The organism is Bacillus sp. GW823-FHT06B01 (assembly GCF_058952315.1).
In genome coordinates this window covers 66,971-92,414 of the sequence record NZ_JBXAHR010000001.1, presented here as the reverse complement: position 1 = coordinate 92,414, position 25,444 = coordinate 66,971, and the positions used below count along the sequence as shown (strand labels likewise).

Sequence of the window (25,444 nt, the reverse complement as noted above, 5' to 3'; positions counted from 1 at the left end):
GCATCCACCCTTATACTACTATGAAAACTTTCATCTTATCTTCTTCACTCACCCCATCACTTTGAATACACCCATGATAAACTATGAAAATTAGGAAACACCCCATAAAATCCTTAAGATTTCTTAAGTTTTTATAAAAAAAGCTTATGGAATCTATAATTCCATAAGCCATTCTATTTAATTGGATGTTCAACAATAAAGGACATCCAGCCGTCTTTAAATTCTGCATGTATATTACCATGATGAAGTTCAACAATTCTTTTTGAGATAGCAAGCCCCAGACCATTTCCCTGGTCATCTTTTCTTGCCTTGTCCCCCCTGAAAAACCTTTCAAACAATTTATTTGGATCACTAACTGGCGGTTTCTCGACTTTATTTGACACTTTCAAAATTGCTTTGTTATCCATTAATTCAAGACATACGGATAATTCGGATGGTTTCATGCTGTACTTTATCGCATTCATAAACAGATTTTCATATACACGTACCATTTTTTCTACATCTATGAAGATAGGTATTGTTTCTTGTGTAATTGATTTTTGAACGATTAAGCTTTCCTTTTCAAATATAGGAATGTATTCTCCAACTATTTGCTCCAACAAACCTGATAAATCAACTTCATTAAGATTTAACTTAGCATCTACGCCTGATAAACGAGTATATTCAAACAGCTCATCAATTAAATATTTCAGTCTCTGTGACTTTGAATAAGTGGTTTCAAGGTATTCCTGTAATTGTGTTTTACTGTTGTATTGCCCTCTTTTTAATAAATCTATATAGCCAATAATAGATGTTAACGGTGTGCGTAAGTCATGAGATACATTGGTGATAAGTTCATTTTTTGTACGTTCCAATCGTCTTTCTTGTTCAAATGTATTTTCCAATTCCTTGGACATATAGTTGATATTTTGAGCAAGTTGGGTCAATTCGTCCTTCCCCTTAATCCCAATTGTCAAACCCAGTTTTCCATTTGCAATATCATTTACATTATCCGAAATGAGCTTCAAATATGCTATTTTCTTTCGAACCAATATCAAAAAAATTATTATAAAGTTAAAGATTGCGAACGCGAATAAGAACAACAATACCAAATTGAATTCAAACATACCAAATTCTTCGTGTTTTATAAATAATGGATCTATAACGTATGCCAAAATGAGGATTGTTAAACCAAATGAAATAAAAAAACTAACTGCAACAGCACCAAGAAGTTTTATAATGATCTTATTTCTAAAACTAACATTCTTCATATTTTATATCCAATTCCCCAAACAGTTTTAATATAAATAGGATGTTTAGAGTCCTCTTCAATTTTGTCTCTTATTTTTGTAATATGCACCATGACGGTATTATCTGATTTATAAAAAACCTCTTTCCAAACTGCTTCATATATTTTTGCAACACTCAGGACAATCCCTTTGTTGCGGGCAAGTAATTCGAGAATAGCAAACTCTTTTGGAGTTAACCTTGTTTCTTTTCCTCTTACCCATACTTGACATGTATCTGTATTTACGGTTAAGTCACCAATTTCTAGAATGCTTTTATTATGCTCTATTGGCGTATTGTATTTTTTAAATCTTCTTAATTGGGATTTCACTCTAGCGATTAATTCTAATGGGTTAAACGGCTTTGATAAATAATCGTCTGCGCCAGAGGCTAGACCTTGAATTTTGTCTATATCCTCAGATTTTGCAGATAGCATAATGATAGGCATATTACGATCTTCCCTAATTTTCATACATGCTTCAATGCCATCCATATTCGGCATCATAATATCTAAAATAATCAAATCAAATTCCTTTTCTTCTAACAGTTGTAAAGCTTGTATAGCATCTTCTGCCTTTTGAGTTTTTAGGCCTTCATTTTCCAGGTATACAGAGATAAGATTTCTAATTTCTTTATCATCATCAACAATAAGAATTTTTGACTCCATTTTATTCCTCCACATTAAATGCAATAAGTATCCAATAAAGCATATATTTGTTGTTAATTAATTAATAAACTTAATAGAGATTGTTTCTATCTTTTTTCTTTACTTAAGACGATTCTTTGTAAAATACACAAAAAGACCGTCACAGTATTGTGACGGAAAAACAGGAAAATTTCAATAACTAATTACTATTATTATTTATTTTTAGCTTTTAAGGCATCTAACGCTATTTTGGTTGCTTCTGCAATAAGCTTATCATCGTATTTAGCATCCTCTTTATCATGATTAGAAAGTATCGCAAGAACAATTGGCTTTTTATTTGGTGGCCAAATAATTGCGATATCATTTCTGGTTCCATAAGATCCCGAGCCAGTCTTATCAGCTACTTCCCATCCTCCTGGAACTCCAGCACGAATTAAGTTGTCTCCCGTAGTATTCCTTTTCATCCAATCTATTAATAAATCCCGTTTCTCAGTTGAAAGTACATCTCCTAGCGTAAAAGCCTGAAGACTAGTAGCTAATGCCTTTGGGGTACTAGTATCATGGGCGTCTCCTGGATACACTTCGTTTAACTCTGGTTCAAAACGTTCAGGATTTGTAACGGTATCCCCTATTTCTCTCAGTGATTTTTTGAATTCACTAGGTCCACCTAATTGTTTAAGAATAAGATTTTGTGCAGTATTATCACTATATCGAAGGGAAGCATCTGCAAGCTCTTTCAGAGTCATACCTGTATCAACATACTTTTCTGTAATTGGATTGTAATTAACAAGATCTTCACGAGTATACAAAACTCTTTGATTTAGATCTTCTATTGATTTCTTTTGTAAAAGTACTCCCACAGCTAAAGCTTTGTGGGTAGATGCGTATGCAAACCGTTCATCTGATTGATAAGTAACGGTTTGATTCGTATCAGTGTCCAATGCATAAATACCGAGTTTAGCATCAAATTCTTTTTCAAGTTTAGCAAAAGAATCATTACCAGTAGTTTCTTGTTTGATTTGATTTGTTTGTTTCGTTTGTTTAGGTGATTCAGATGGAGTATTACTATCAGAACAGCCTATAAGCGTTGCACATGAAAGAAATACTACAGGTACTATCTTTTTGTAATGTAACATGTTAAAAAACTTGTTTAAGACTATCATACATTTTCAACCTCTTTCAAGAATATATGGTTTTTCTAGGTGTTTACATACCGATACAATTAAAGCGTGTATCGGATATCACTCTTCTTGCGTCTCACTTTTCATAAAATGAGCGAACTATCATGAACACCTGTTTTATACGTATACTTAATAGACAACCTAAGTAACAATTTTGTTCCATAAATAAGAATCTTGAAAAAGAACTGATAGAATCCTCTATTACGATTCCCTTATACTATGATACACGTCAAATTCCTTTTTCATCAGATTTAACGAATATTAAGATGAAATATTTTGGGTATGTGGATTTTTCTCAACTTTGGATAAGACCTTTAATTTAAAATTCACAAGAAACCTAATCCACTTGTAATAATTATCACCCTATTTAATTTCATAGAAGGTATACCTAATTTGATACATTCCTCCAGCGATTTGACACTATGCTAAAAACTGTTCAGCCAGTGTGCAAAAGTTTATTTTAAATTTCAAATTTCGTCAAGAAATTGGTTAACACCTTGCCCATCAAGCTAAGATTATATAGCTTTGATTTCATATGAGATTTTTTCTTTTTCTACGGTATCAGTCCCGCTTATTAAAAATAAGAAAATCCCGTATTCAATAAAAATACGGGATTTTTTTATTTTTAATTAACACTTATTCGAAAGAAGTTCATTCGTTACATATTACTTATCTAATTAAGAAAAATTCATATTCCAGCCCAAACATCTTTTCCATATCGCCCTTCTTCTTGCACACGATCCAACCAATTCCTTGCTTCTTGTTCACTGACTTCATGAATTTCTTGATATGCTTGACAAAGGGTGTCTTCTACGTCAGGAGCCATTTTACTTCCATCACCACATATATAAAGATGAGCTCCATTATCTAATAACGAAATTAAATTGATTCTATCTTGTTTTATTAAATGCTGTACATATGTTTTAGGATATCCTTCTAGGCGAGAAAAAGCTGTGTGTAACGAAATTAATCCATCTCTTTCATCATTTTCTAGTTCTGTACGATAAAGATAATCCTTTTCAGGATGACGACAACCAAAATATAGATGTGCTTGTCCTAAGTTCATACCTTTTTGCTTTTGAACACGACGCGCTTGCAAGAATCCACGGAATGGTGCAATTCCAGTACCTGGTCCAACCATGATAATTGGTGTTTCTGGATTTTCAGGTAATTGAAAGTTTGATTGTGGCGTTCGAATGAAACAAATAATCTCATCTTTATTATGACGCTGAGCTAAATAATTAGAAGCGACTCCTTCATATGTCCCTCCCCCACTCCATGCAGGTGCATTAACAACACCAACCGTAATGCTCAGGCGATCCTGTGCAACGAGTGGAGAGCTTGAAATAGAATAGTAACGCGGTTTGAGCGCAGGAAGAAGTTCTAAAAAGCGTTCAAATCGGATTTCACAAGCCTCATACTTTTCAAGAAGATCCAACATTGACATACGTTTCTTTAATATTTGTTCATGATAAACTCCCTCTTCCAATAATGATTCCAATTCCTTTTTATGAGGAGGGCATGCTGTGAATGTCACCATTTCTCGTATTTGTGCTCGAGTGGCTGCTTCTTGCACTTCTACACTATAACTAAGAAGGTCAAATAAACTAACAGGACTGTCTAAAGGTATGTGATTTACACTACGCCCACTTGCGCTCAATATGACTTGATCTTTCCCGTTTAATCCAAAGCGTTTTAAAATTCGGTTGACATTTTTCTCACTATTAATTGGCAGCACCCCAAGGTGGTCTCCTTCTTGATACGTAGCACCTTCTGGCAAAGATATCTCAATATGTCGTGTGCTTCTTTCGCTGCTAGATGATTGAAGCTCTCGATTTTCTAGTATAGTTGCATAAACCGCTTCATATGTTCGCGCCAGAGGAGATCCTCCAAGACGACTAACAAATTGTAAACTTAATGTACTGCGTTCTCTCTCAATGTTTTTGTTAAGTTCCAATCCAAATGCCTTCATCGCATCAGACCACATACTTTGTTTCCATTGCTCGAGCTGTTCCTCGAAATCACCACTTGCATCCGCTTCCCCGCGTTTAGAAAATCTTGTTGCTCCTTTTTGAGCCATTTGCTCATCAATGTATCTTGGAATTCGCTGATAAGTACTAGCCCAATTATGATCTCCACAACCAAAGACTGCGTATTGAACACCTTTTAGCTCATCCGGTTTTAATTCTTCCAACCATTGCACAAACTGCCCTGCATTACTTGGTGGTTTTCCATTATAAGAAGAAGTTACAATAAGAACCGCCCCTTCTTTTGGCAGACTTCCAATTCGATCGTTAAGAGCTACCACTTCCGTTTGAACACCTTCTAAACTAGCTGTATCTGCCAGTTCTCTTGCAATACCTTCTGCTACCCCTGTATCCGATCCATATAGAACAAGAAGTGAAAGATTATCGGCCCCAGTAATAGAAGGAGTCTTCTGAACTTGCTGCTTGGTTTCATGGTTTTTCAGTTTCTCCTCTATAGGCGCAAGAACAGTAGTATGGCTAATAGTTTGATTTCGGGGTAGAATCCTAATTTTAAAATCACCAGGCTTTAACGTTAATGTTTGTTTTACATCCAGCTGATAGTCTTGATAATCAATGAATTCAAAATGTTGAAGAAGCATTCCCATTACGAGTGTAGCTTCATGAAGTGCAAACTGCATACCGATACATGCCCGTTGACCATTTCCAAATGGCTTATAAGCATGATGAGGAACCTTATCCAGATCTTCAAATCGTTCAGGTTGGAATTCTTCCACGTTGTCTCCCCACGCGTCTTTATCCCTATGTAACTGTGGAATAAGAACAGAAATACGATCTTCTCCTTTCTTAATTGGATACTTCCCACCAATCACTGTATCTTCTTTTGCATAGAGACTGAATGCTGGAGCAGTAGGCCATAGACGTAGCGATTCATTTAAAATCATCCGTATATACTTAAGTTTCATAACTTGTTGGTATGTTGGAGTAGGATCTGTCAAAACCCGATCTACTTCTTCATAGGCTTTTTTCAATTTATCCGGATTCTTTAATAAAAAATAGATTGCAAAAGATAATAATCCACTTGTTGTTTCATGCCCAGCTATTAAAAAAGTGATAATTTGGAAACGAATATTTTCATCATCTAATTTTTCACCAGTTTCCGGATCCTGCACATTTAACATACGGGAAAGCAAATCATTTTCTTCCTGATTTCCACTACTTTTACGTTCGGCAATAATATTATCCACTAAGGAAAACATAGATTGAATATCATGCTGAAATTGACGTTTCGTTCTCCACATAAGTTTGTCTTCTATATCCAGCCGCTGTAATTGGTGCATCGCCTCATCTAGAGCACGGCTCATGCTAGTAATAAAAGGATGAGGGGTCTCACGATAAAAGCTATTAAATCGATAATTAAAACCACATAGACCAATTGTATCCAATGTAAGGCGAGTCATATCCTCCGGTACATCTACGCTTTCATTCGGATTAAGCCGTGCCCATTTTTGAACGAGTTGTACGGCAAGATCGACCATCATAGCATGATAATCTTTCATTGCTCGTTGGCTGAATGTAGGCATCAAAATATTATGAGCTTTTTTCCAGTTAGGCTCATGAGTCTCGCTTGTAAATAATCCGTCTCCAGCAAAGGCGCGAACTTTCGCTAAAGCACCCTCTATACTTTTATCAAATCTTGTTTCGTCACAGACTTCTGCTACCAGTTCATGCCCAGAAACGACAATGATGGTATCACTTAAAGTTTGAATTTGAAAAATGGGACCATACTCTTCCGCTATCTTGATAAAAGATAAGGTCGGCTTATCTTTATCGATTAATGGGAGATTCCCCAGCAATCCATATGTTTTCGGTTGAGGAATGGCAGATACTTTTTTATCCATTAAAAACACCCTTTCAAAAAAGCATAAAATAAAATATCCCATTCAATAAAAAGAAGATAGCAATGAATCGCCTGGGATAAAGATATGTAATTGATTACCTTATTTTATCTTTTCCCTAACTATTCACGATTATGATACTGCTTATCAGGTTGTTAATCTAAGTTGTTTGTCTCTATTACCTTTATAACTTGCAGAAAAAATACTAAATTAAAATGAAGTGTATTATGATAATGTTTATCAGAAATTGAGAGCTAAAGATTGTAGTATTAGGAAAACCAGTAGTTTCTAATGTCAATTCAAACAAATACGATAAGTAAGTATACTGTGTTGCTAATGAAAAAGGATCTGATATGAATATCAGATCCTTTTTACTATATATAATTATTTCACTGATTCTTTTCCAAATTTAAATACCTGCGCCTTAGCAGCAGAAGTTCGCATTTCTTCATAGTCTAACTAAACAGTAAAAACTTATAGGAGTCATGATCTAAAGTTTTATTTTACTCTACCGATTTAACCTCTCGACAGCTTCTGCGCTTGTATCTACACGTTTAACGAAAAAAACTAATAGTAGTGCAACAATATTCATGCCAAGCGCTACATAGAATGAATATTGAATTCCGGATAATAAAGCCTTCTGAGTTAACATTGCCTTCGTAGCTTCTGTGAAGGTTGTTGGATCTACATCAGCCATTAAACTTTCAGCTTTTGTTTTTGTTACAGAATTCATAATCGTAACAAGAATAGCAGTACCAATTGAACCGGATACTTGTTGAGCTGTATTATTAACAGCTGTACCGTGCGGATTTAAGCGAGTTGGCAATTGATTAAGGCCATTTGTCATAAGCGGCATCATCACCATCGCCATCCCAAACATCCGCAGCGTGTAAATAAGAATAATATGCGTGTGACTAGAGTCGAGTTGCAGATTTGCTAGCATATAAGTTGAAACGGCTGTAATGGAAAGTCCTACTATACCAAGAATACGAGGGCCATATTTATCAAATAGTTTACCTGTAATTGGTGACATAATCCCCATTATTACCGCACCTGGAAGCATCATCAGCCCAGAGCTCAGCGGTGAAATACCGCGGACGTTTTGTACATAAGCTGGTGTTAAAATCATACCCGAAAACATGGCCACCGCGTTAACAATCGCAATTACAGACGCAAGTGCAAACATTGGGTACTTGTAAACACGTAAATCCAATAACGGTTCATTCATTTTTAATTGACGGATAATGAAAGTAATTAGGGCAATAGCGCCTATAATTAAGGTTGTTAAAACAACTTTATTCGTCCAACCGTCGGAGCTTGCAGAACTGAATCCATATAACAAACCGCCAAAACCGACAGAAGATAATAGTAATGAGAGATAATCAAGTTTTGCATTTTTGTTTTGTCTCATGACATTCTCCGATTTCCAAACCCCTAACAGTAAGCTAATGATTGCTAACGGTAAAATCATTTCAAAAAGCAAACGCCAGTCATAATATTCTACAATATAACCCGATAGTGTCGGTCCAATTGCTGGAGCTGTAATCATAACTAACCCAAAAATCCCCATCGCTGTTCCCCTTTTTTCTCTTGGAAAGCTTACTAGCATAATATTCATTAATAAAGGCCCCATGACTGAAGAACCTGCTGCTTGAACCATCCGGCCAGTAAGTAATAAACTAAAGTTCGGTGCTAAAGCCGCTAAAGCCGTACCAAGAATAAAAATCAACATAGATGTAATAAATAAACTCCTATTGGAGAAGCGGGTTATTAAAAATGCTGATGCCGGAATTAATACACCACTTACAAGCATATACCCTGTAGAAAGCCACTGAATCGTTGAATAATCTTGAATGTCTAAATCCTTCATTATTGATGGCAAAGCTACGTTTAAAAGCGAGTTATTTAGAAATGAAACAAATGCCCCAATAAAAAGGATTACAAGCATTAAATATGGTGGCTTTCTTTTATGTAATGTTTCACTCATATATTCATTTACCCCTTCATTATAAATTCCATTAATTAGTTCAAATCGTTTGCATATCTGCACAACAATACATGATCCTTTCAGTATTTTGCCAAACTCTTCGAATGGATATTCTCTTTTTAGTAATTCTACTTGCTCGACATAAAATGTTAAAATTTTTTTACTGATTAAACCTTTATAAACACGTTTGTTAACCAAAATTAAATTAGGCTGAATTAAACAAAAGGAGCAATTAAAAATACCCTTCTAAAATAAAGTGAAACTTTAATCAGTGGTGCTTTTACAGGCAGCCGCTTTCACTGAATTTTGAGGTGGTGATGTCTTATAGCCCACAAATTGCGGGATACATTAACAAGTCAATACACCTATTCCTTTAAATACAGGCTTGTAAATCTAGTTATGTAACCATCCATAAAAAGGAATATTACATAGGCTAAGTCTAATATTACATTTTTAAAGTGAGGGGAATAAACTTATGCACCAATATTGGTATTTGAATTCAGAGGGAAATGGAGAGCAATATAATAACCAAATTGCAATGTCATCATTATATTTACAGCCCCAAATAGCTAAAGCTGAGGGAATGAATGATTTGAAGATTCCTGAGAATTGGAGTTGTCGAGTCTATCCATTTGGTTGGGATTCACCAGCCAACTATACGGGTTTCAATCCCGAGCCCCCTCCCTTCTCTTTAGATCAGCCAATCCATTATGCAGGGATGATGCCCCAAGGACATCCTGCTAATTGGACTCCATTACCAGGCCATGCAGGTAATTTCCAAAAACCTCCCTTACCCTGGGCTCAACCATTCAATCATACAGGGATGTTCGCACAAGGTCATCTCGCCGCTTTACTATCGCCACCAGCTAAAGCTTTTAATTTTAATACCAATAATAACTGGGGTATTTTTGGAAACCCTCCAGGATGGGGAGGACAGGTAAGTCCTATGGGATGGGGGAATAACGGTCAGCCAGGAATGCTTGGAAACTTACTGACAGTAGGAAAAGGCACCATGAATGGAATTGGAATGCTTAGTAGTCTAATCGGTATGGGAAAGTTCTTCTTTTAGTTAATTAGAACAGGCGAATAAGTCCATAACCCAGAACAAAAAAACATTTCCTTTAATCTTCTCAAACATACTCCCTCCAAGTTCGCTTCCTCTCCTTTCAAATCATAAAAAACATCTATTACCTTGTATGTGATAACTTGATAGAGATGTGGTGACATGAACAAAACGCAAATTTCGTACGCTAAGCAAAACGCTACAAAAAAAACAGTTCCTTTACGAAAGAACCGTTTTTTTGTAGCGTTTATTTATTTAAAAAGTAGTCAAATCTTTTTTCACTAATTAACACTTTGAACACGGCCAATTTGTCCATCTTGTAATCGAACTTTAATGCCGTATGTATGTGTTTCACTATGTGTTAAAATGTCTTTCACAACACCACTTACAGTTTTACTATAGTCATTATCTAATTGAATAACTACATGTGAACCAACTGAAATTTGTGATCTTGTTGGTTTCCCACCTGTTGCTTGTGTTGTTTTTTCTTGTTTTTGTGTTCTCTCTTGTTGTATAGACTGTTGTTGCTGAGTCTTCTGCTCTTGTTGTTTACGTTTTTCTTCTACTCTTTGTTGCTCTTCTTGTTTACGCTTCTCTTCTTCTACTCTTTGCTGCTCTCCTTGTTTACGCTTCTCTTCTTCTGCTCTTTGTTGTTCTTCTTGTTTACGTTTTTCTTCCTCTGCTTTTTGTTGCTCTTCTTGTTTACGTTTTTCTTCTACTCTTTGCTGCTCTTCTTGTTTACGCTTCTCTTCTTCTACTCTTTGTTGCTCTTCTTGCTTACGTTTTTCTTCCTCCGCTACTTTTTTATCTTCATCTATTTTTTGCTCATCCGATGCCACTTTTAATTTTTCTTCATCACCTTTACAAGCACTTAAAGACATTACACACAAACTCAAAATTACAAAGAATAACAATTTCTTTAACATTAAAAAATCCTCCTATATATACATTACAAATCAATAACTTTCATAGCATAACAAAAATATAAGCCTTTCTTTGTCAAAATTTGTCGTATATTTCATTTTCTACTAAAAGACTGACTCTACAATAAAAGCGGAAATTATTATATCGATTCGTGCATAGGAATTACGTTCGTTTGTTAATCAAGTGAACTTAATTAATGAAATACAAGGAAAAACATTCATCTTATGTATGAAAGGATCTTTCAATTAAAGATCCTTTTATATCGCTCATTTAACTAAATAGATTGGTTAATTACATAACGCTTTTCTAACTTTCCTTGCAAAGCTTAGCGGATCATCAACGTCTTCGATATTAACGTAAATTAAATTCGGCTCATCACATAACCACTCATTGTGTATAGACGAAACGATTATTCCTTGTTTAATAATTGTAGCAACAAACCCATTGACTTCTCTTTGCAATAGCGCTACCCGTCCTAAACATAATGCTCGTCCAGTTTTATTATCTCGTGATTCGAATGAGAAGGAAGTTGTTACTCTAAAACGTTTCCCTAAGATAGTTGCTTGTATTTCATCCCGATTTATTGTAGCCACGCATTTTCCACCGGCGAACCCTTCTTGGCCACCGATAATTCTTGCAAACTGTTGACAAACTAATTCATCATTAAACGCCATACCTTGAATCATCCCCTTTTATTATTAGGTTATGAATGAATACTGAGGTCTGAAACGGTAATGAATCTATTCTATTACAAAAAATATTATCGAAGTCTATTATATGGTAAGGCATTTTTAGAGAACAAAAAAAACACCCTAAGGTGCCATCCTCCGACTTGAGAATCATATCTATGTATGGAGAAATTTAAAAAAGAGAAGGTTCTAACTATAATTTATAAAGCTATTATGCCATGAATTACATACATATTTCCTTATTTACTGGGAGCAGAATCCCATTATATTACTTTCTGATCAGTCTCGTTAAAGCCATCCCAATAAATCCAGCCCCCATCCCTATTAGCCATCCAGCATGCGTATCGCCTAATATAGATCCCACTCCTCCACCAAGAAACATGCAGCCAACAAATACTAATCCTCCAATTCCCCAATTCGGTCGTTCCATATTTCAATCACATCCCTTCAATAAAACATATGCGATTAACTAGCCTAACTTTCTTGCATAGGATAGTTAATTATTTTGCTTATGTTTAGCACTATCAGGGAATTCATAAGATGCGAAGATTGAACCATTTGAATGAATTGCAGAGGGTGAATTTCATTTTTTCATATTATAATAACTTAGGAATGTGTTCCACAATCTATGACTCACCCCACCGCCATCCAGCTCAGAAAAGAAAGCAAAAACGAAAATTATATGCATCATTGACTACTGTTAATGAGACGTTATGTTAACCTCACATGAAGACCCTATTCATCCAAATTTACACAAAGTTGTCCTTGCTGATGGTACAATTAAAATCATGGAGGGATATTATGGGGATTTTTGTAATAACACTACTTCTTATAAACGGCACTGCAATATTCTTATTTTTCTTGTCTGTTTCACCAAAAATTAAGGCTAAAAACCTATCTTCAATAATGATCTGTTTAGGGATAAATTTAATCATAATTCCAGCGGCTTTTCTTATAGGTGGGATAGCTGATTATGCAGGTGTAGCGGCTAATTATGGGGCTTATTTCGCGGGTGAGTCGGCAACAGCTCCTCCTCTAGTTAGTCGTGCACTTTATTTTTTCGGAGGATTTCTCTTTATTCAGGGAATACCGCTGCTCATACTACTTGCAGCTTTTTGGAAGTTTGCTAGAGCAAAGAAAATAAAACAAGTATAGCAGGATGAGTGGATGCCTTTTTAGAGTAGGGATCCGCTTTTTTCTTACTACTAATAATAGGATTTCATGTCATACGATAGAGTTCATATTAGAAAACTGTGAGGATGATTACGTTGATAAAATTTGTAATTAGTTATGCTGCAAGTCTGTTTGCTTTTATTTTTGGATGGTTCTTGATTTCATATATTTCTCATCCTAGCTTTATTCACCCGAACGTTGTATTAGGATTCATTAAAACGATCGTCACTTATGGTAGTATACCGGCTCTTGTAGCTTGTCTAATTGGGGAAGTGTTATACAGGAAAGTCAAACGATGTAGAGAATTTCAATTCGGAATTCCTGTATTTATAGGACAAGCAGTTATCTATACACTTATACCATTTCTTTTTCTTTTTCCTTTTAATTTTTCTCATTTCTTTGATTTCGTTGCACCTGTTATTATGGGGGCCTTATCTTTTTATTTCGTACGTAGAAAAATATAATTAACTTCAAAAGTGTGACAGAAAGAAGCTGGAGAAAACCACACTGTATAACCATACAGAGCTCAAAGAACGCATCAATTCTTGCGAAATAAACAAGAAAAAGCTCTAGGTTTAAACAAAACGAGAACAATCAAAATGCCGTCATTTCTTTTCTTGAAAGAAGAATTGAAAAGATAGAGTAAAAAGTATAGAGGGCTTGAAGAAAAAATAAGTAATTGTGTGAAAAAGGAAATATAAAGCTTACTGATTACTTCATGAAGTTATAAAATTAGGACCGTACATATTAGACATAACTAAAATGTACGGTCCTTTTGTTTACTAGTGGTTCACTTATCTAACTTAAAGATAAGTATGTGGTCTTTTTACAATTTGAATTTCTTTTTAAGCTTTTTATATTTTCTATACGAACGTCTAACAATGTTTAACATAAAATACGGTATTTTAATAGGGAAAGGAAATTTATAAATGAAAGGCAAATAAAATGTAAAATATGCCTTTTCTAGGTCTCTCCACTTACTATCTTCTTTTGTTTTCAAGAAGTCAGATACATCGACTACATACCCTCTTCCGTTTTCCATCATCACATTTTTCCCGTGAACATCACAAGGAGTTAATCCTTGTTCTCTTGCATACTCTAAAGCTTCATTGATATCAAGGATCACCTGCTTAGGAATTTTAATCCCCTTATGAACAGCATCGTATAAGGTAATTTCTTTTAAACGTTTCAATACTATGAAATTTTCTCCTTTATATATAAGCTTCGAATAAGAAGGATGATTTCCGATTCTTCGGTATACTTCTGACTCTTTTTCAATTCCTTCTCCTTCTCGTGCATAAACTTTCACTACCCATTTTTTGTATCCTTTATGCATAAATACTGCGGCATAATTACCTATCCCTAAACACTTCCAAAGTCTAGGAATATCTTTAACTACTACAGGCTCGAATTCATCCTCACTTCTAATGCTTACCTCTTTTAATAATTCGTCCTTTATCAATCTCACAAAATTGTTTATACTCATCATTTCCACTCCGGTTTTGCTAAAAAGGGGCCCACCCCATTGCCATCAACCTAAGCTTTTGAGATACCCCCCATAACGAAATTTTCACCTTTTTACAGTTATTTATGAGAATTCAGCTCATTTTTTCGTTTTGGGGAACAATCAATTTCTTAAGTTGATGGGTATGTGATAATGCTTCCATTTGAACAAATTTTCCTTTTCCATACCGATCACACATCTTTTGTAGAGTAATAGTATCAGCATATCCCAGTTTAAGAGGTTACTTACAAAATATTTAAATTTTTTTTGCGAGAATCCTCCGAAATGTAATACGGACTTTAAATATTTTCATTTATAATTCTCTATTTGTCTATACTTTTCATACCGCTGTTGTATAAGCTCTTCCGAGGATAATAGTATCAATTTTTTTAGAGATGATTCGATCACCATGAAGTTCGAGAAAGTTTGTAAACAATAAAGGTATATAGTCCAATGTCGTGGGTCGGTTACGTAGCCTTGCAATTTGAACTCGTTGAAAAGGTGTAATATTAGAATAAATTTTATCTTGCATTTTATTTAAACGTTTTTCTAATTCATGAATTTCTGACGATAAATCTACATTATTTTCTTTCATAATTTTCTTTAATTCATCAAATTTCTCTTTTAATTCAATAATAGGACGTTCAAAATGCAAACTCATTTTATCCTCCAAATGTTATGACTTACCTCACTCTAATTAAAAGGCTTAGAAATAGAATCAATAAATAATTCAAAACCATCCACAACTATTTTTTGTTCTGATTCTGATAAATTATTGAGAATACTTTGATAAAATGCAATGGATTGCTCTCTTAAGCAATTAACAGTTATGTGACCTTTTTCTGTGAGGTGCAGAAAAAGTTCTCTTCTATTTTTTTCATTTACTTCACGATAAATAAGCCCCTTTTTTACTAACTTATCTACCAATCTACTTACAGTTGAAGTCTCTAATCTAAGTTTATTGGATAGTTGCCAAACAGTTAATTTTTCCACCTCTAGTTCCTCTAACGCCATCATTTGAGAAGTTGGTAAAGGTTTTTCAAATGGTCCATTGGGCAAATTTTGAGATTCAAAAACCCCAGTTATTATAATCATTTTCTTAATATCTGTTCTTAGTTTTAAGGCATCTTCTCTTTTCAAAAAGGTCACCCTCCTACAACTAATGTATCATACATCAATTGTATTATACATGAATATGTTTTTTTCACAAGCTTAACGTAAGCCAATATTACAACATGGACGAGATATTTCTTCTTGTTAAAATGGTATAAGTGGATTGTTTTCTACAAATGGCAGAACATCAATTATGTATCAGGGGCCTTTATGGGGTACCGCTCATCGCAATCAAGCTAAGAAAATAAAACTACCCAAAAAGAAAAAATGAGTTGAATTCTCAAAATAACTAATTGTAGAGAAAGAGAATTTTCATTTAGTGTGTACTTCAAAATAATACCATTTAAAATACCGGTTCTAATAAGAACCGGTATTTTAAATGGTATTAAGCTTTAGGATCCATTAATTATAGGATAGCCTATAGATTTAACACACTCCCCTATAGTTAGGATTTTTTCAATTCTTTGTTTGCTTTATCTATTAACTTAGAAGCAGTCTCTAATCTTTCAACCCCACCATCAACTTCATATTCTTTCCCCTTATCTAAACCTTCTTGTATGATTTCCACCCCATCTTTTACATGAATCATCGCTAAACCTACATTATGTTGTACTGGGTGATCTTTTACTTCATACTCTAACTTACTTATTTTTTCCACTAACTCTAAATAAGGTTTAGATACTTCTTTTAACTCTTCTGACTTTTTCTTCATTGACTTGCTACTTTTTACAATACCGTCTATTTCTTTAGATTGTTCGGAGAAATCTTTCATTAAATATGCTAGGTTCTTATTGAAGTCTTCTTTTTTATTCTGTTTAACAGAAGCTTCCATTGCTTCATCTTTCTTAACCTTAGTCTCACATCCAACCCCGGTTAACATTAACATTGGAACTACTAAAAAAGATAAAATCTTACGTTTCATTGACATATACCCCTTTGTTTTAGAATGCTTTTTCTATTCTTCCCACTTTTTTATTTGTTTCCATTTTATTCGGCACTACGAATATCATTTATTTTACCTATTTTCCTATTGTTTCAGCAATGTTTTCAATCTCTTTTAAATATATATCGTTTACATCACTTATCCCCTCTAAATACTTGTCAAATGGTTCGTTCATACCGTCTGTAGCTTCTTTAAGTTTGGTTGAATCTTCTTTTTTAATGGCGTCTAATTGCTTATTAAAAGATTTATCTAACATTGTAGTTGCTTGAGATACCTTTTTATATACATCTTTATATTTTGAGCTTGGTGCTAATCTTCTCATTTGTGCTGTAACTGACTTTGCTTGTTTAAATTTCTCTTCAAACTCATCTTTGGATGATTCAGAACTATACCCCTTTTCCTCAGCTATAGCTAGATCTTCAATAATAGTGTTAAACTCTTTATTTAATTGGAGTAGGTTACCTGCATAAATGTCTTCCTTTGTAGTACACCCTGCTGCCCCCCCTGCTACAAACATAAGTGAAAATGCTAATAATACTAGATTCTTTACCTTCAAACCCCTACACCCCTAAAAAATTGTAAGTAATTAACATATGAAACCATAACATAAATTACGTAAATAGACTATAAAAAAATAGCGATTCTTACGATAAATTTTGAGTGTTCTAACAACCTTAAAATATGTATCACAATTATAAAGTATCTGGCTCCATATACTTTTTTAATAATCCTTTATTCAACTTCTAAAGTTTAATATTTTGTTGCTTTTTATGCTCCCTAGGATACCGTCAGCATTTTTCAAAATAATCTATGCTATGCCGAAAAATAAAATCATCTGTCCATGTGGACAGATGATTTTACATAATTATCGATATCGGAAGTTGATTAATATTAGCTTATTTGTCTTATAAGTTAAATCGAGAACAATTAGACCCCAAAATATTCCAGTTATTTTTGTATGTTAGTTAAGGCAAACCTCTTTCGTTTTTTAAAGAAGTTCTTTGGTTCGTTTGAAGATAATCTCCAAAGAAGTCGTATATCCTGCGAGTGTTAGCGTAAGGACTTGAACAAATTCCCAACCATCCTCAGCATGTTCTATAATAATACGCTTATAATCTTCTTTGGGTTGCCCTTTCCATCCATCAATTTCGACTTTCACAAATTTATAATCATACATATTCTTCCACCCCTTTTTCCCTAATTGTACCATTTAGAAGAAGCGATGTATTGTACTTTTTTGACTGTATACTCTATACATATGCAGTTAACATAACGCATCATTATCAGTAGCAAGGACAAGGAGGCATCTTCTCCTTACAAGGGAACCTCCTTTCTTTGTTCTATCGATCTATGCATTTTTTTATACATTCCTATCCCGGCACGGTTTTAGGATTCTTTTTTGTTGTTGGATAAATAAAAAACTGTATTACATCTTGCATCCTCCTAGGTGTCACTATATATGAACACTACGTATTTGACTTTCTCAATGACCAACATTACTTAACATAGTAAAACAGTATTCGGATGGGAATCCAATGTTATTAAAATTAAAGTGGTTATCAAGTCGGAGGAAGGCACCTTAGGGTGTCTTTTCTTTTTAAAATATATAAGCGCACTTATCCCTTTCCTAACAGAGGCCTTCCCTCATGCTTCCTTACAGAGAGAATGATAAGGCTTTTTTTATTTACCCAATTACTGAGCTCTCAAATGTTTTAAATAGTTACAATACATGTATTGCTTCAATAACATATGATCATTCTTAAGAATGTCATTGAAATGTACCAATAGATGTTAGTGCAGTAAAATAAATTGTGTTATGATGTGAGCAAATATAAAGCTATTTAACGGAGGGATTCATATGCCACATGTTGTATTTCGTGGAATTACTACTGAACAATTAAAACGCATAAGCAAGCCATTAGTAGAAGAACTCGCAGAGATTTGTGAGTGTGGTACGGATAATTTTACGTTGGAACTACCAAGTTCTACGTTTGTATTCAATGGAGAAGAAATAGAAGCGTTTCCTCTTATTGAAGTGAAATGGTTCGAGCGCGGACAGGAAATTCGTGATCGATTTGCCAAGGCCATTACTACATATGTAATGGATTTTGGACTTCCAGAAGTAGAGGTTGTATTTACGGTTTTCACAGAATCAGCGTATTATATTAACGGGAAGCATTGTGCAAGTTAGAGCTATTTAAAAGATTTTTGTAACATTTATAAGGGGTAGAACCACATTGCCATCATGCTAAGAAAAGCGAATATCCAAACACAATAAAATGAACTCAATTCTCATAGACAACTAACTGTGAAAAGATTAAATTTTTGTTTTTGGGGACATCAAAATATTAGCTTGTGTTGTAGCGGTCCCCCTTTTAAAATAGTAGTGTATAAACATGAAAAAACTCCTAACAAATTTTGTTAGGAGTTTTTTCAAATATGCGATATTTTTTTAATCCTCATTATCGATTTCTATTGTACCTGTTCTAGCACTAACTTTTAAACTATTTAACAGATTATCAGGTGTTTTGATTTCCACTTCATATTCAAATGTAGATTGCGCTAATTTGTCATCTTCTAATTCGAATTCTTTTTTCACATTAATAATTTCTCCATTTGTATGAGCTAAAGCAATTTCACGAACTTGTTTCTCTGTATAGTTTTCGTTCTTTTTGGCATAATTGTAACCCATGCCATAATATCCACCAACAATAGCAATACCACTTACTAAAATAGCAATTACACTTATCATTATTTTCTTTTTATGTTTTAACATTTTCATCCACTCCTTCATGATTAATCATCTATTCCGAATCTTGCTTCAAGTGCATTTTCTGCTTGCTCTAATTGATCTTCTAGTATATCGTGTTCTCTTTCTTGCGTTTCATATTGTTCAACAGTTATCGTTCCAGCACGATAATCTGCTTCAAGCTGATTATCAGATAGATCTATATTGTCATCTAATTGATCAATTTCTTTTTTTGCTGTTAAGTACGTATTTAAGTTTTCTTCTTTAGCTCCAACTGGTTTCGTGTTATTTGCCTTTTCAACGATAGATGTGACTTCGTTTTTAAAATCTTGTATTTGCTTCGTATCATTCACAGCAGGCCCTGTTTTGTGTAGTTCTTGTTGTAGTTGAGAACTTTCTTTTTGCAATTTATCATTTTCCACTTTCAGTTGTTGTACTTCTGTATTGTTATCAGCTTGAGTAGAACAAGCTGTTAAGAATAAACAAGACATTGCTCCAATCAACATCCACTTTCTCATTCTGTTTTCCTCCCTTTACATGTGCACCTTATCCTTGCCTTTATATTACTGAATAAACATTAAAGGAAGATTAATGTACAAAAAAATAAAATGATATAATTAAATAGTTTCTAATCTTTCTTTAATGTTTTGGAATTATAGTGATACATATTAATAAGAAGAAAAGGAGAATGTTAATGCGAGTTCTTATTGTCGAAGATGAACAAGACTTACAAAATATATTAGTAAAACGATTAAATGCAGAACATTATAGTGTCGATGCATGTGGGAATGGCGAAGATGCCTTAGATTATATAAACATGGCTACCTACGATTTGATTGTGCTTGACATTATGATTCCTGTAATAGATGGTTTACAAGTATTACAAAGGTTACGCGCGGATAATAATACAACTCCTGTCTTGCTTCTTACAGCTAAAGATACAATTGATGATCGCGTAACAGGACTCGACTTAGGTGCGGACGATTATTTAGTAAAGCCGTTTGCTTTTGACGAACTGCTAGCAAGAATTCGAGTGTTAATGCGAAGAAAAACAGGAAGCACATCTAATGTGTTTGAAATCGCTGACCTAGTGGTAGACTGCAATATGCATAAAGTAACAAGAGGAGGCCAAGTTATCACTCTTTCCAGTAAAGAATTTGCTATTTTAGAATATATGATTCGTAATAAAGACGTTGTGTTGACACGAGATAAAATTGAGCAACATGTGTGGAATTACGACTATGAAGGTGGCTCGAATATTATTGATGTTTACGTCCGCTATCTTCGTAAAAAAATTGATAGCCAGTTTGAAACGAAGTTAATTCATACAATACGAGGAACTGGTTACGTATTGCGAGTAGAATCATGAAAAGACTATCAATCAAAATGAAAGTAACCCTGTGGTATACAGGGCTAATTGTAATTATTATGGCACTCGTGTTAGCTTTTATTTTAACTTCTTCAGATAAAGTTTTGCTTTTTAATATGAAAGATCAATTGAAGAGCACAGTAAAAGAAAGCATGGAAGATATTGAATATAAGCATGGACAATTAAAGATGGACGATGATTTTGAACCCTTAGAAGATGGAGTAAATATCATTATTTATAATAAACAAGGTGAGCTGCTGGCAGGAAATAGTCCAACAAGCTTTAATAAAAAGATATCGCTTAAATCCGATGAAATACAAACCATTAAAGACGGTAATAAAGAATGGATTGTATATGATTTTCTCCATAATGCAGGCGGCGATGAGCAAGTCTGGGTTCGCGGAATTATGACCATGAACCAATTATCATCAACGATGAATACGCTTATCGTGGTAACACTCATCTCATTTCCATTACTTATTCTCATTGCCGCAGTGGGAGGATATTTTATTACGCAAAGAGCGTTTCGACCTGTGCAACAAATGAGTGATTCAGCTAGTAAAATTGGTGATGGTAAAGACCTTTCCAAGAGAATTCATTTACAAGGTTCACCGAAAGACGAAATGTATCATTTGGCACAAACCTTTGACAAAATGTTTGAGCGATTGGAAACATCATTTGAAAGTGAAAAACAATTTACATCTGACGCATCTCATGAATTAAGAACACCAACATCTGTTATTATTTCACAATGCGAATACGCTTTATCGCTGAGGAATAATCCGAAAGAAATGGAAGAATCGTTAGAAGTAATTTTAAAGCAATCACGTAAAATGTCCGCGCTAATCTCACAACTCTTATTATTAGCAAGAGCTGACCAAGAAAACCATAACACTTTCCAATTTGAATGTATCAATATGAGTGAATTAACGGAAATCGTTGTAGAAGAGCTTTCATTAATGGTTCAAGAATCTTCGATTGATATAATAACTCATATAGAGGAAGACCTGTTTATGAAAGCAGATCAAACATTGATGATGCGTTTATTAATGAATTTACTAACGAATGCGATTGCTTATAGCAAAGCGAACGGCACCGTGAATATGCAATTGTTCCGCGATGGAACCAACATAATAGGTAAAGTCTCCGATAATGGCATAGGCATCAGTGAGCAACATATTACGAAAATATGGGACCGCTTCTATCGAGTTGACGCAGCACGAACATCTTCAAGCACCGGAAACACAGGTTTAGGATTGTCGATGGTAAAATGGATTGTCGAACTACACGGAGGAGAAATTACGGTTGAAAGTAAATTAGGAGAAGGCAGTACGTTTACATTTAAACTACCAATTGAAAAACGAGCATAATTTATAAATGTTTGTAGCCCCAGAATAAAGATTCTTCAATCCTTATATAAAAGTAACCGACGCATTTTAAACAACATCGATTTTATCATTTTGGACAACCTTTTCTGTTAAGTTGATATACATGTAGAAAAAACTATCGAAATAAAACCCCAGAAATCCAAAGGTCTCTGGGGTTTCATTATATATTTAGCTCTTTTTGCTTTTTGTTTTGTTTATGTTTATACAGCAATTTTCGGCTTATGAGAGAAATCAGTAATAAGATCAGTACTAGTGCGAAAAGTTGCATAAATGATAAATTAAAATATTTAGCACCTGTAACGATTAACAGTGTAGAAATCGTACCTTTTACAATGAAAAAAATAATGATCCATAATCCGCCTTTTTTCCAGTTCATTTTTATATTACCCTTTCCTACGTTTAAATTCTTTAATGGCACACCTTATTAAAAATCTATTATATTAATAAAAAAGTCATGTCTAATTAAATGCAATGATTCTATAATAAGTGAAAATGATATTCAATGTCAATTTTATTGACTATTTGAATACCTGTTTCTTCATCTCAATCTCTTTCTACTTTGTTTCTTATAAGCAACGAACTCTTGTTTTCAAACAAAAAAACCTCTTGAATTTGCATGCGAATTCAAGAGGTTTTTTTTCATATACATCAAGTAAGATTTCTTGCTTTGTTTATTCGTTTATGGTCTTAATACATAGCTATTAGTAAACAATAACTGGATCATACGTGTTCAAACTATCATATACAGTTTTTGCAACGTTAGGAAGAAGGTTTACACACCCGCCTGATCCTCCTGTTAAATAAGCATTATTTCCCCAGTCTTTTCGCCAGCCTGCATCATGGAATCCTTGACCGCTATTTGTGAATGGAACCCAGTAATCTACTTTCACTGCATAATCAGCTTTACCTACTGCGCTTCCTTTAAGCGTGTATGGTGTTCGTTTATATAGAACGTACCACACACCTGGTGATGTATCTTCACTCGTGCTATGTTTACCTGTTACTACATTAGTTGTGACAACTAATTTCCCATCTTTATAAATCCAAATTTGTTGATCTGCAATAGAAACTTCTGCATATGTGTCTCCAATGCCATTATTCGATGTTGTTTTATAGCCGATCCCTTCCTTCTCCCAACCATTCCCGTGAATATTAGAAGCAGAAAGCGATTTCTCGCCTTTCTCAAAGGCTTGTTGAACTTGTTTTGTTTCTTTTTCCACATCTAGTGCCCAGCCGTATCCTTGTCCTTTTACTGATATAACCGAACCAGAATGTGTTTTAAAAGCGAAGTCTTTATGTAATGTAGATTTAGCCTTATTAATTTCAGCAACCTTATTCTTAATTTCGCTCGCATCGATTGTTACTTTCATATCCTTTGACATAGTAGCATTTTGAATTAAATCTTTCGCTTTTAATGAATACACTTCATCCTGCACTTTATAATCAACAGACTGCGTAAGAAGATTTTGTAATGCTTTCTCTTCTTTTTTAATAATCGGATCGTCTTCTTTAATAGGCTGTATGTATGCAGACTTTAGATGAATTTCGCTTTTATGCTTCTGCTTGTCGTAATCTTTTAGTAGATTCGTAACGTCATACTGTTTTCCATCAACGCTCTTCGCAATAACAACTTTTCCTTGTTCGAGCTTAGCCATAGCATCTTGAGGCGCTTTTAATTTTTCATTCATAGAGACAAGCTTTTCTTCTACAAGTTTTTTCATCGTTTCACTACGATACTGATCCGCTTCTTTCGGTAGCAATGAATAATCTTTTTCCTTTGTGGAAGGGAAAAATGTCCACTGACTTTTTAATAGCTTCTTAACTTGTGGCAAGTCTTTTTCCGTCAGTTCCGTTTTTGTATCTTGTTCATCTAAAATTTGTTGTTGATCAATATAGACTTTGTTTGCTAGTCCAGATGTTTTTAATTCCTGTATTGCCTGATCAGCGCTCAAACCACCGACTTTTGTATCGTTAATCGTAACATTCGAATTGAAGTGAGTTGCTTGATAATAGCTCATTCCTCCAATAAGAAGTGCAATGAAACCGCCACCCGCTGCGATTAGCTTCCAATTTGTAAAGCGTTTTTTTGATCTTACCCGTTTTTTCCCAACTTCTTCAACAGATTCATTTACTGTATTGTTGTTCATCAATCTTTCCCCCGTATACATTAACGTCAATCGATTTTAAACCAAAACCATTGAATAGTGTACCTTATTTTTCCTGAAATTTCATTATTTTTAACAGATTTCATTTCATTTAATCGATTAAAGTTAGATTTTTTAATAGAAAGATATATAAAGATGGTAGATAAAGTGAAAAAGGACCACACCAATCGAGTTATTATGAGCCCTTCACATTCACTGAATTTTGAAGGGCGATACTCTCTATAAACATTTTAACCTAGTAAAATAATTTTTAGAAGGTTAAAGTTAGAGGCAGGCACATTAGAATGTCTTTTATCTATGAAAAATATCCACAAAAAATGGCCTACATGTAGACTCTTTTTTGTGAATATTTTAATTTCGAATATTTTATTAATTTAAATGCGAGCTATGCTTCCCGCTTTTTACCCGGTTTCACAGCCCCTACTATCGGCCTAACGAATTTCACCTTATGACCTTTATCATCAACAATTTCAAGTTTCTTTAAAACTATTATATATGTTTGTACCACGCTTTATTGATACGATTAACCTTTTCAGGTGTTGAAGTTTTAGAATCATTCTTTGGTGTAATCCTATTATTAGAACATCCTGCAATGGTGAGACAACATGTAGCTAATAAAACTAATAATATTAACTTCTTCAAATAGCCACTCCTATATAAGGAAAATATTATATTGAGAAAATTAAACATAACATCGAATCTTTGTAAAAACAATATATTTCCTAGCATTATTATTCAATGGCGGATTAATGGACACCTTAATGTTCATTAACCTGCTTATAAGCGGAGAACCTCATGCTCATCAAGTCAATGTCCAATTTCCATTTTATCCGATTCTCAATATTTATTCCAATATAAAAAGATAGCTATTTTTGTTGAATACTAATTATCTCCAAAATGAAAAATACGAGCTGAGTTCCTATAACCCTATATACGTTTATTCAACTAGTTTCTCCCCTGTAACAATCTGAAACAAAGCGGCTGCATGTTTCCCTTCTAATTGAGCGTACCGATTATCCCCCGTCTTGATTTCTATTTTATCCTTATTAGGGCTTACCCAAATTTGATACGACACAGCTTTCGCCTCTATTTTCGGATTTTTAAATTGAAAAATAAAGTGATAATCAGCTGGACGAGACATTTCCACTTTTTTATTTTCAAAAGTAATATCATTTAATATTTTCTTTACTTGCAATACTTCGTTATTATCTGTCGCCATCTTAAAATCTTTATATTCATTATCACCAATATGTTTTTGCACTTGAATTCTTTGATCTTCATTTCCTACTATATTTGAACAGCCGGTTATTATGAGTATACAGATCGCAATAAAGACTAGAGACCAATTTCTAATTTTCATATTCATACCCTCTTTTCAATACAAAATATTTCGATTTGTAA

General features: G+C 34.0%; 25 protein-coding genes and 1 pseudogene. 7 read left to right on the top strand and 19 right to left on the bottom strand.

Annotated elements, in window-relative coordinates:
- Nucleotides 1–173: 173 nt before the first annotated feature.
- From AC1Q8N_RS00495 to AC1Q8N_RS00475, 5 genes are all read right to left on the bottom strand, one after another.
- Nucleotides 174–1,250, bottom strand: a complete 1,077-nt coding sequence (locus tag AC1Q8N_RS00495) for a HAMP domain-containing sensor histidine kinase (RefSeq protein ID WP_064475780.1) — start codon at nt 1,248–1,250, stop codon at nt 174–176.
- Entirely contained in the window at nt 1,247–1,933 is a 687-nt protein-coding gene (locus tag AC1Q8N_RS00490) for a response regulator transcription factor (RefSeq protein ID WP_048559889.1), read from the bottom strand. The genes AC1Q8N_RS00495 and AC1Q8N_RS00490 overlap by 4 nt, the downstream gene beginning before the upstream one ends.
- A 191-nt stretch (nt 1,934–2,124) precedes the next feature.
- Nucleotides 2,125–3,075, bottom strand: coding sequence for a class A beta-lactamase (bla, locus tag AC1Q8N_RS00485; protein WP_064475781.1), 951 nt, complete (start codon nt 3,073–3,075; stop codon nt 2,125–2,127).
- 706 nt (nt 3,076–3,781) lie between these two features.
- Entirely contained in the window at nt 3,782–6,979 is a 3,198-nt protein-coding gene (gene cypD / locus AC1Q8N_RS00480) for a bifunctional P-450/NADPH--P450 reductase (protein ID WP_493520988.1), read from the bottom strand.
- Between the two features lie 505 nt (nt 6,980–7,484).
- A complete protein-coding gene (locus AC1Q8N_RS00475; RefSeq protein ID WP_098080024.1) occupies nt 7,485–8,963 on the bottom strand; it encodes a DHA2 family efflux MFS transporter permease subunit in 1,479 nt (492 codons plus the stop codon).
- A 475-nt stretch (nt 8,964–9,438) separates the two neighbouring features.
- Between AC1Q8N_RS00475 and AC1Q8N_RS00470 the strand changes: the two genes are divergently transcribed.
- Nucleotides 9,439–10,032, top strand: coding sequence for a hypothetical protein (locus AC1Q8N_RS00470; protein ID WP_098080026.1), 594 nt, complete (start codon nt 9,439–9,441; stop codon nt 10,030–10,032).
- Nucleotides 10,033–10,307: 275 nt separating this feature from the next.
- Here the strand turns inward: AC1Q8N_RS00470 and AC1Q8N_RS00465 are convergent, their stop codons facing one another.
- The 3 genes from AC1Q8N_RS00465 to AC1Q8N_RS00455 form a co-directional block, all read right to left on the bottom strand.
- Nucleotides 10,308–10,952 (bottom strand): YwbE family protein, encoded by a 645-nt coding sequence (locus AC1Q8N_RS00465; protein WP_098080028.1) that lies wholly within the window; start codon nt 10,950–10,952, stop codon nt 10,308–10,310.
- Nucleotides 10,953–11,237: 285 nt separating this feature from the next.
- The gene (locus AC1Q8N_RS00460; RefSeq protein ID WP_116443090.1) at nt 11,238–11,624 is read right to left on the bottom strand and encodes a DUF1259 domain-containing protein; all 387 of its coding nucleotides are present in this window, start codon (nt 11,622–11,624) and stop codon (nt 11,238–11,240) included.
- 283 nt (nt 11,625–11,907) lie between these two features.
- Nucleotides 11,908–12,069: a hypothetical protein gene (locus AC1Q8N_RS00455; RefSeq protein WP_000441003.1), complete on the bottom strand. Its 162-nt coding sequence runs from the start codon at nt 12,067–12,069 to the stop codon at nt 11,908–11,910.
- Between the two features lie 371 nt (nt 12,070–12,440).
- Here AC1Q8N_RS00455 and AC1Q8N_RS00450 point away from each other — a divergent pair, with 371 nt between their 5' ends.
- Together AC1Q8N_RS00450 and AC1Q8N_RS00445 are read left to right on the top strand one after the other, a co-directional pair.
- On the top strand, nt 12,441–12,794 hold the full coding sequence (locus AC1Q8N_RS00450) for a hypothetical protein (RefSeq protein WP_098048359.1): 354 nt from the start codon (nt 12,441–12,443) through the stop codon (nt 12,792–12,794).
- 104 nt (nt 12,795–12,898) lie between these two features.
- Nucleotides 12,899–13,276 (top strand): hypothetical protein, encoded by a 378-nt coding sequence (locus AC1Q8N_RS00445; protein ID WP_048543633.1) that lies wholly within the window; start codon nt 12,899–12,901, stop codon nt 13,274–13,276.
- A gap of 362 nt (nt 13,277–13,638) precedes the next feature.
- Here the strand turns inward: AC1Q8N_RS00445 and AC1Q8N_RS00440 are convergent, their stop codons facing one another.
- The 6 genes and pseudogenes from AC1Q8N_RS00440 to AC1Q8N_RS00415 form a co-directional block, all read right to left on the bottom strand.
- Entirely contained in the window at nt 13,639–14,298 is a 660-nt protein-coding gene (locus tag AC1Q8N_RS00440; RefSeq protein ID WP_048543632.1) for a protein kinase family protein, read from the bottom strand.
- A 415-nt stretch (nt 14,299–14,713) separates the two neighbouring features.
- Nucleotides 14,714–14,977, bottom strand: a pseudogene (locus AC1Q8N_RS00435) (acetyl-CoA carboxylase carboxyl transferase subunit alpha); the annotation flags it as partial.
- Nucleotides 14,978–15,009: 32 nt separating this feature from the next.
- Entirely contained in the window at nt 15,010–15,456 is a 447-nt protein-coding gene (locus AC1Q8N_RS00430) for a MarR family winged helix-turn-helix transcriptional regulator (protein WP_098643241.1), read from the bottom strand.
- Nucleotides 15,457–15,874: 418 nt separating this feature from the next.
- A complete protein-coding gene (locus tag AC1Q8N_RS00425) occupies nt 15,875–16,357 on the bottom strand; it encodes a hypothetical protein (protein WP_048543670.1) in 483 nt (160 codons plus the stop codon).
- Nucleotides 16,358–16,448: 91 nt separating this feature from the next.
- A complete protein-coding gene (locus AC1Q8N_RS00420; protein WP_098706572.1) occupies nt 16,449–16,889 on the bottom strand; it encodes a DUF7018 domain-containing (lipo)protein in 441 nt (146 codons plus the stop codon).
- Nucleotides 16,890–17,360: 471 nt separating this feature from the next.
- Nucleotides 17,361–17,549: a DUF4177 domain-containing protein gene (locus AC1Q8N_RS00415; protein ID WP_000272493.1), complete on the bottom strand. Its 189-nt coding sequence runs from the start codon at nt 17,547–17,549 to the stop codon at nt 17,361–17,363.
- A gap of 681 nt (nt 17,550–18,230) precedes the next feature.
- Here AC1Q8N_RS00415 and AC1Q8N_RS00410 point away from each other — a divergent pair.
- Complete coding sequence (locus AC1Q8N_RS00410; protein WP_001120967.1) at nt 18,231–18,563, top strand: DUF1904 family protein; 333 nt, start codon at nt 18,231–18,233, stop codon at nt 18,561–18,563.
- A 261-nt stretch (nt 18,564–18,824) separates the two neighbouring features.
- Here the strand turns inward: AC1Q8N_RS00410 and AC1Q8N_RS00405 are convergent, their stop codons facing one another.
- Nucleotides 18,825–19,148 (bottom strand): PepSY domain-containing protein, encoded by a 324-nt coding sequence (locus AC1Q8N_RS00405; RefSeq protein WP_098706667.1) that lies wholly within the window; start codon nt 19,146–19,148, stop codon nt 18,825–18,827.
- Between the two features lie 20 nt (nt 19,149–19,168).
- Nucleotides 19,169–19,639, bottom strand: coding sequence for a lipoprotein (locus AC1Q8N_RS00400; RefSeq protein WP_048544827.1), 471 nt, complete (start codon nt 19,637–19,639; stop codon nt 19,169–19,171).
- A gap of 176 nt (nt 19,640–19,815) precedes the next feature.
- On the opposite strand from AC1Q8N_RS00400, the gene AC1Q8N_RS00395 reads away from it, so the two are divergent.
- Nucleotides 19,816–20,490 (top strand): response regulator transcription factor, encoded by a 675-nt coding sequence (locus tag AC1Q8N_RS00395; protein ID WP_098079613.1) that lies wholly within the window; start codon nt 19,816–19,818, stop codon nt 20,488–20,490.
- Complete coding sequence (locus AC1Q8N_RS00390; RefSeq protein WP_493520987.1) at nt 20,487–21,860, top strand: sensor histidine kinase; 1,374 nt, start codon at nt 20,487–20,489, stop codon at nt 21,858–21,860. The genes AC1Q8N_RS00395 and AC1Q8N_RS00390 overlap by 4 nt, the downstream gene beginning before the upstream one ends.
- 178 nt (nt 21,861–22,038) lie before the next feature.
- Here AC1Q8N_RS00390 and AC1Q8N_RS00385 read toward each other — a convergent pair whose 3' ends face one another.
- Nucleotides 22,039–22,254 carry a hypothetical protein gene (locus AC1Q8N_RS00385; RefSeq protein WP_001104093.1) on the bottom strand — a complete coding sequence of 72 codons (216 nt, stop codon included), beginning with the start codon at nt 22,252–22,254 and terminating at the stop codon, nt 22,039–22,041.
- 325 nt (nt 22,255–22,579) lie between these two features.
- Nucleotides 22,580–24,025, bottom strand: a complete 1,446-nt coding sequence (locus AC1Q8N_RS00380; RefSeq protein WP_088092942.1) for a L,D-transpeptidase family protein — start codon at nt 24,023–24,025, stop codon at nt 22,580–22,582.
- Between the two features lie 532 nt (nt 24,026–24,557).
- On the opposite strand from AC1Q8N_RS00380, the gene AC1Q8N_RS00375 reads away from it, so the two are divergent.
- Nucleotides 24,558–24,689, top strand: coding sequence for a hypothetical protein (locus AC1Q8N_RS00375; RefSeq protein WP_493520986.1), 132 nt, complete (start codon nt 24,558–24,560; stop codon nt 24,687–24,689).
- Nucleotides 24,690–24,980: 291 nt separating this feature from the next.
- On the opposite strand, the gene AC1Q8N_RS00370 is transcribed toward AC1Q8N_RS00375, so the two are convergent.
- On the bottom strand, nt 24,981–25,403 hold the full coding sequence (locus AC1Q8N_RS00370) for a YhfM domain-containing protein (protein ID WP_493520985.1): 423 nt from the start codon (nt 25,401–25,403) through the stop codon (nt 24,981–24,983).
- Nucleotides 25,404–25,444 lie beyond the last annotated feature (41 nt).

Coding starts and splice junctions, on each gene's coding strand:
- AC1Q8N_RS00495 (WP_064475780.1), bottom strand. CDS start 1,250: ATGAAGAATGTTAGTTTTAGAAATAAGATCATTATAAAACTTCTTGGT.
- AC1Q8N_RS00490 (WP_048559889.1), bottom strand. CDS start 1,933: ATGGAGTCAAAAATTCTTATTGTTGATGATGATAAAGAAATTAGAAAT.
- bla (WP_064475781.1), bottom strand. CDS start 3,075: ATGATAGTCTTAAACAAGTTTTTTAACATGTTACATTACAAAAAGATA.
- cypD (WP_493520988.1), bottom strand. CDS start 6,979: ATGGATAAAAAAGTATCTGCCATTCCTCAACCGAAAACATATGGATTG.
- AC1Q8N_RS00475 (WP_098080024.1), bottom strand. CDS start 8,963: ATGAGTGAAACATTACATAAAAGAAAGCCACCATATTTAATGCTTGTA.
- AC1Q8N_RS00470 (WP_098080026.1), top strand. CDS start 9,439: ATGCACCAATATTGGTATTTGAATTCAGAGGGAAATGGAGAGCAATAT.
- AC1Q8N_RS00465 (WP_098080028.1), bottom strand. CDS start 10,952: ATGTTAAAGAAATTGTTATTCTTTGTAATTTTGAGTTTGTGTGTAATG.
- AC1Q8N_RS00460 (WP_116443090.1), bottom strand. CDS start 11,624: ATGGCGTTTAATGATGAATTAGTTTGTCAACAGTTTGCAAGAATTATC.
- AC1Q8N_RS00455 (WP_000441003.1), bottom strand. CDS start 12,069: ATGGAACGACCGAATTGGGGAATTGGAGGATTAGTATTTGTTGGCTGC.
- AC1Q8N_RS00450 (WP_098048359.1), top strand. CDS start 12,441: ATGGGGATTTTTGTAATAACACTACTTCTTATAAACGGCACTGCAATA.
- AC1Q8N_RS00445 (WP_048543633.1), top strand. CDS start 12,899: ATGATTACGTTGATAAAATTTGTAATTAGTTATGCTGCAAGTCTGTTT.
- AC1Q8N_RS00440 (WP_048543632.1), bottom strand. CDS start 14,298: ATGAGTATAAACAATTTTGTGAGATTGATAAAGGACGAATTATTAAAA.
- AC1Q8N_RS00425 (WP_048543670.1), bottom strand. CDS start 16,357: ATGTCAATGAAACGTAAGATTTTATCTTTTTTAGTAGTTCCAATGTTA.
- AC1Q8N_RS00420 (WP_098706572.1), bottom strand. CDS start 16,889: ATGTTTGTAGCAGGGGGGGCAGCAGGGTGTACTACAAAGGAAGACATT.
- AC1Q8N_RS00415 (WP_000272493.1), bottom strand. CDS start 17,549: ATGTATGATTATAAATTTGTGAAAGTCGAAATTGATGGATGGAAAGGG.
- AC1Q8N_RS00410 (WP_001120967.1), top strand. CDS start 18,231: ATGCCACATGTTGTATTTCGTGGAATTACTACTGAACAATTAAAACGC.
- AC1Q8N_RS00405 (WP_098706667.1), bottom strand. CDS start 19,148: ATGTTAAAACATAAAAAGAAAATAATGATAAGTGTAATTGCTATTTTA.
- AC1Q8N_RS00400 (WP_048544827.1), bottom strand. CDS start 19,639: ATGAGAAAGTGGATGTTGATTGGAGCAATGTCTTGTTTATTCTTAACA.
- AC1Q8N_RS00395 (WP_098079613.1), top strand. CDS start 19,816: ATGCGAGTTCTTATTGTCGAAGATGAACAAGACTTACAAAATATATTA.
- AC1Q8N_RS00390 (WP_493520987.1), top strand. CDS start 20,487: ATGAAAAGACTATCAATCAAAATGAAAGTAACCCTGTGGTATACAGGG.
- AC1Q8N_RS00385 (WP_001104093.1), bottom strand. CDS start 22,254: ATGAACTGGAAAAAAGGCGGATTATGGATCATTATTTTTTTCATTGTA.
- AC1Q8N_RS00380 (WP_088092942.1), bottom strand. CDS start 24,025: ATGAACAACAATACAGTAAATGAATCTGTTGAAGAAGTTGGGAAAAAA.
- AC1Q8N_RS00370 (WP_493520985.1), bottom strand. CDS start 25,403: ATGAAAATTAGAAATTGGTCTCTAGTCTTTATTGCGATCTGTATACTC.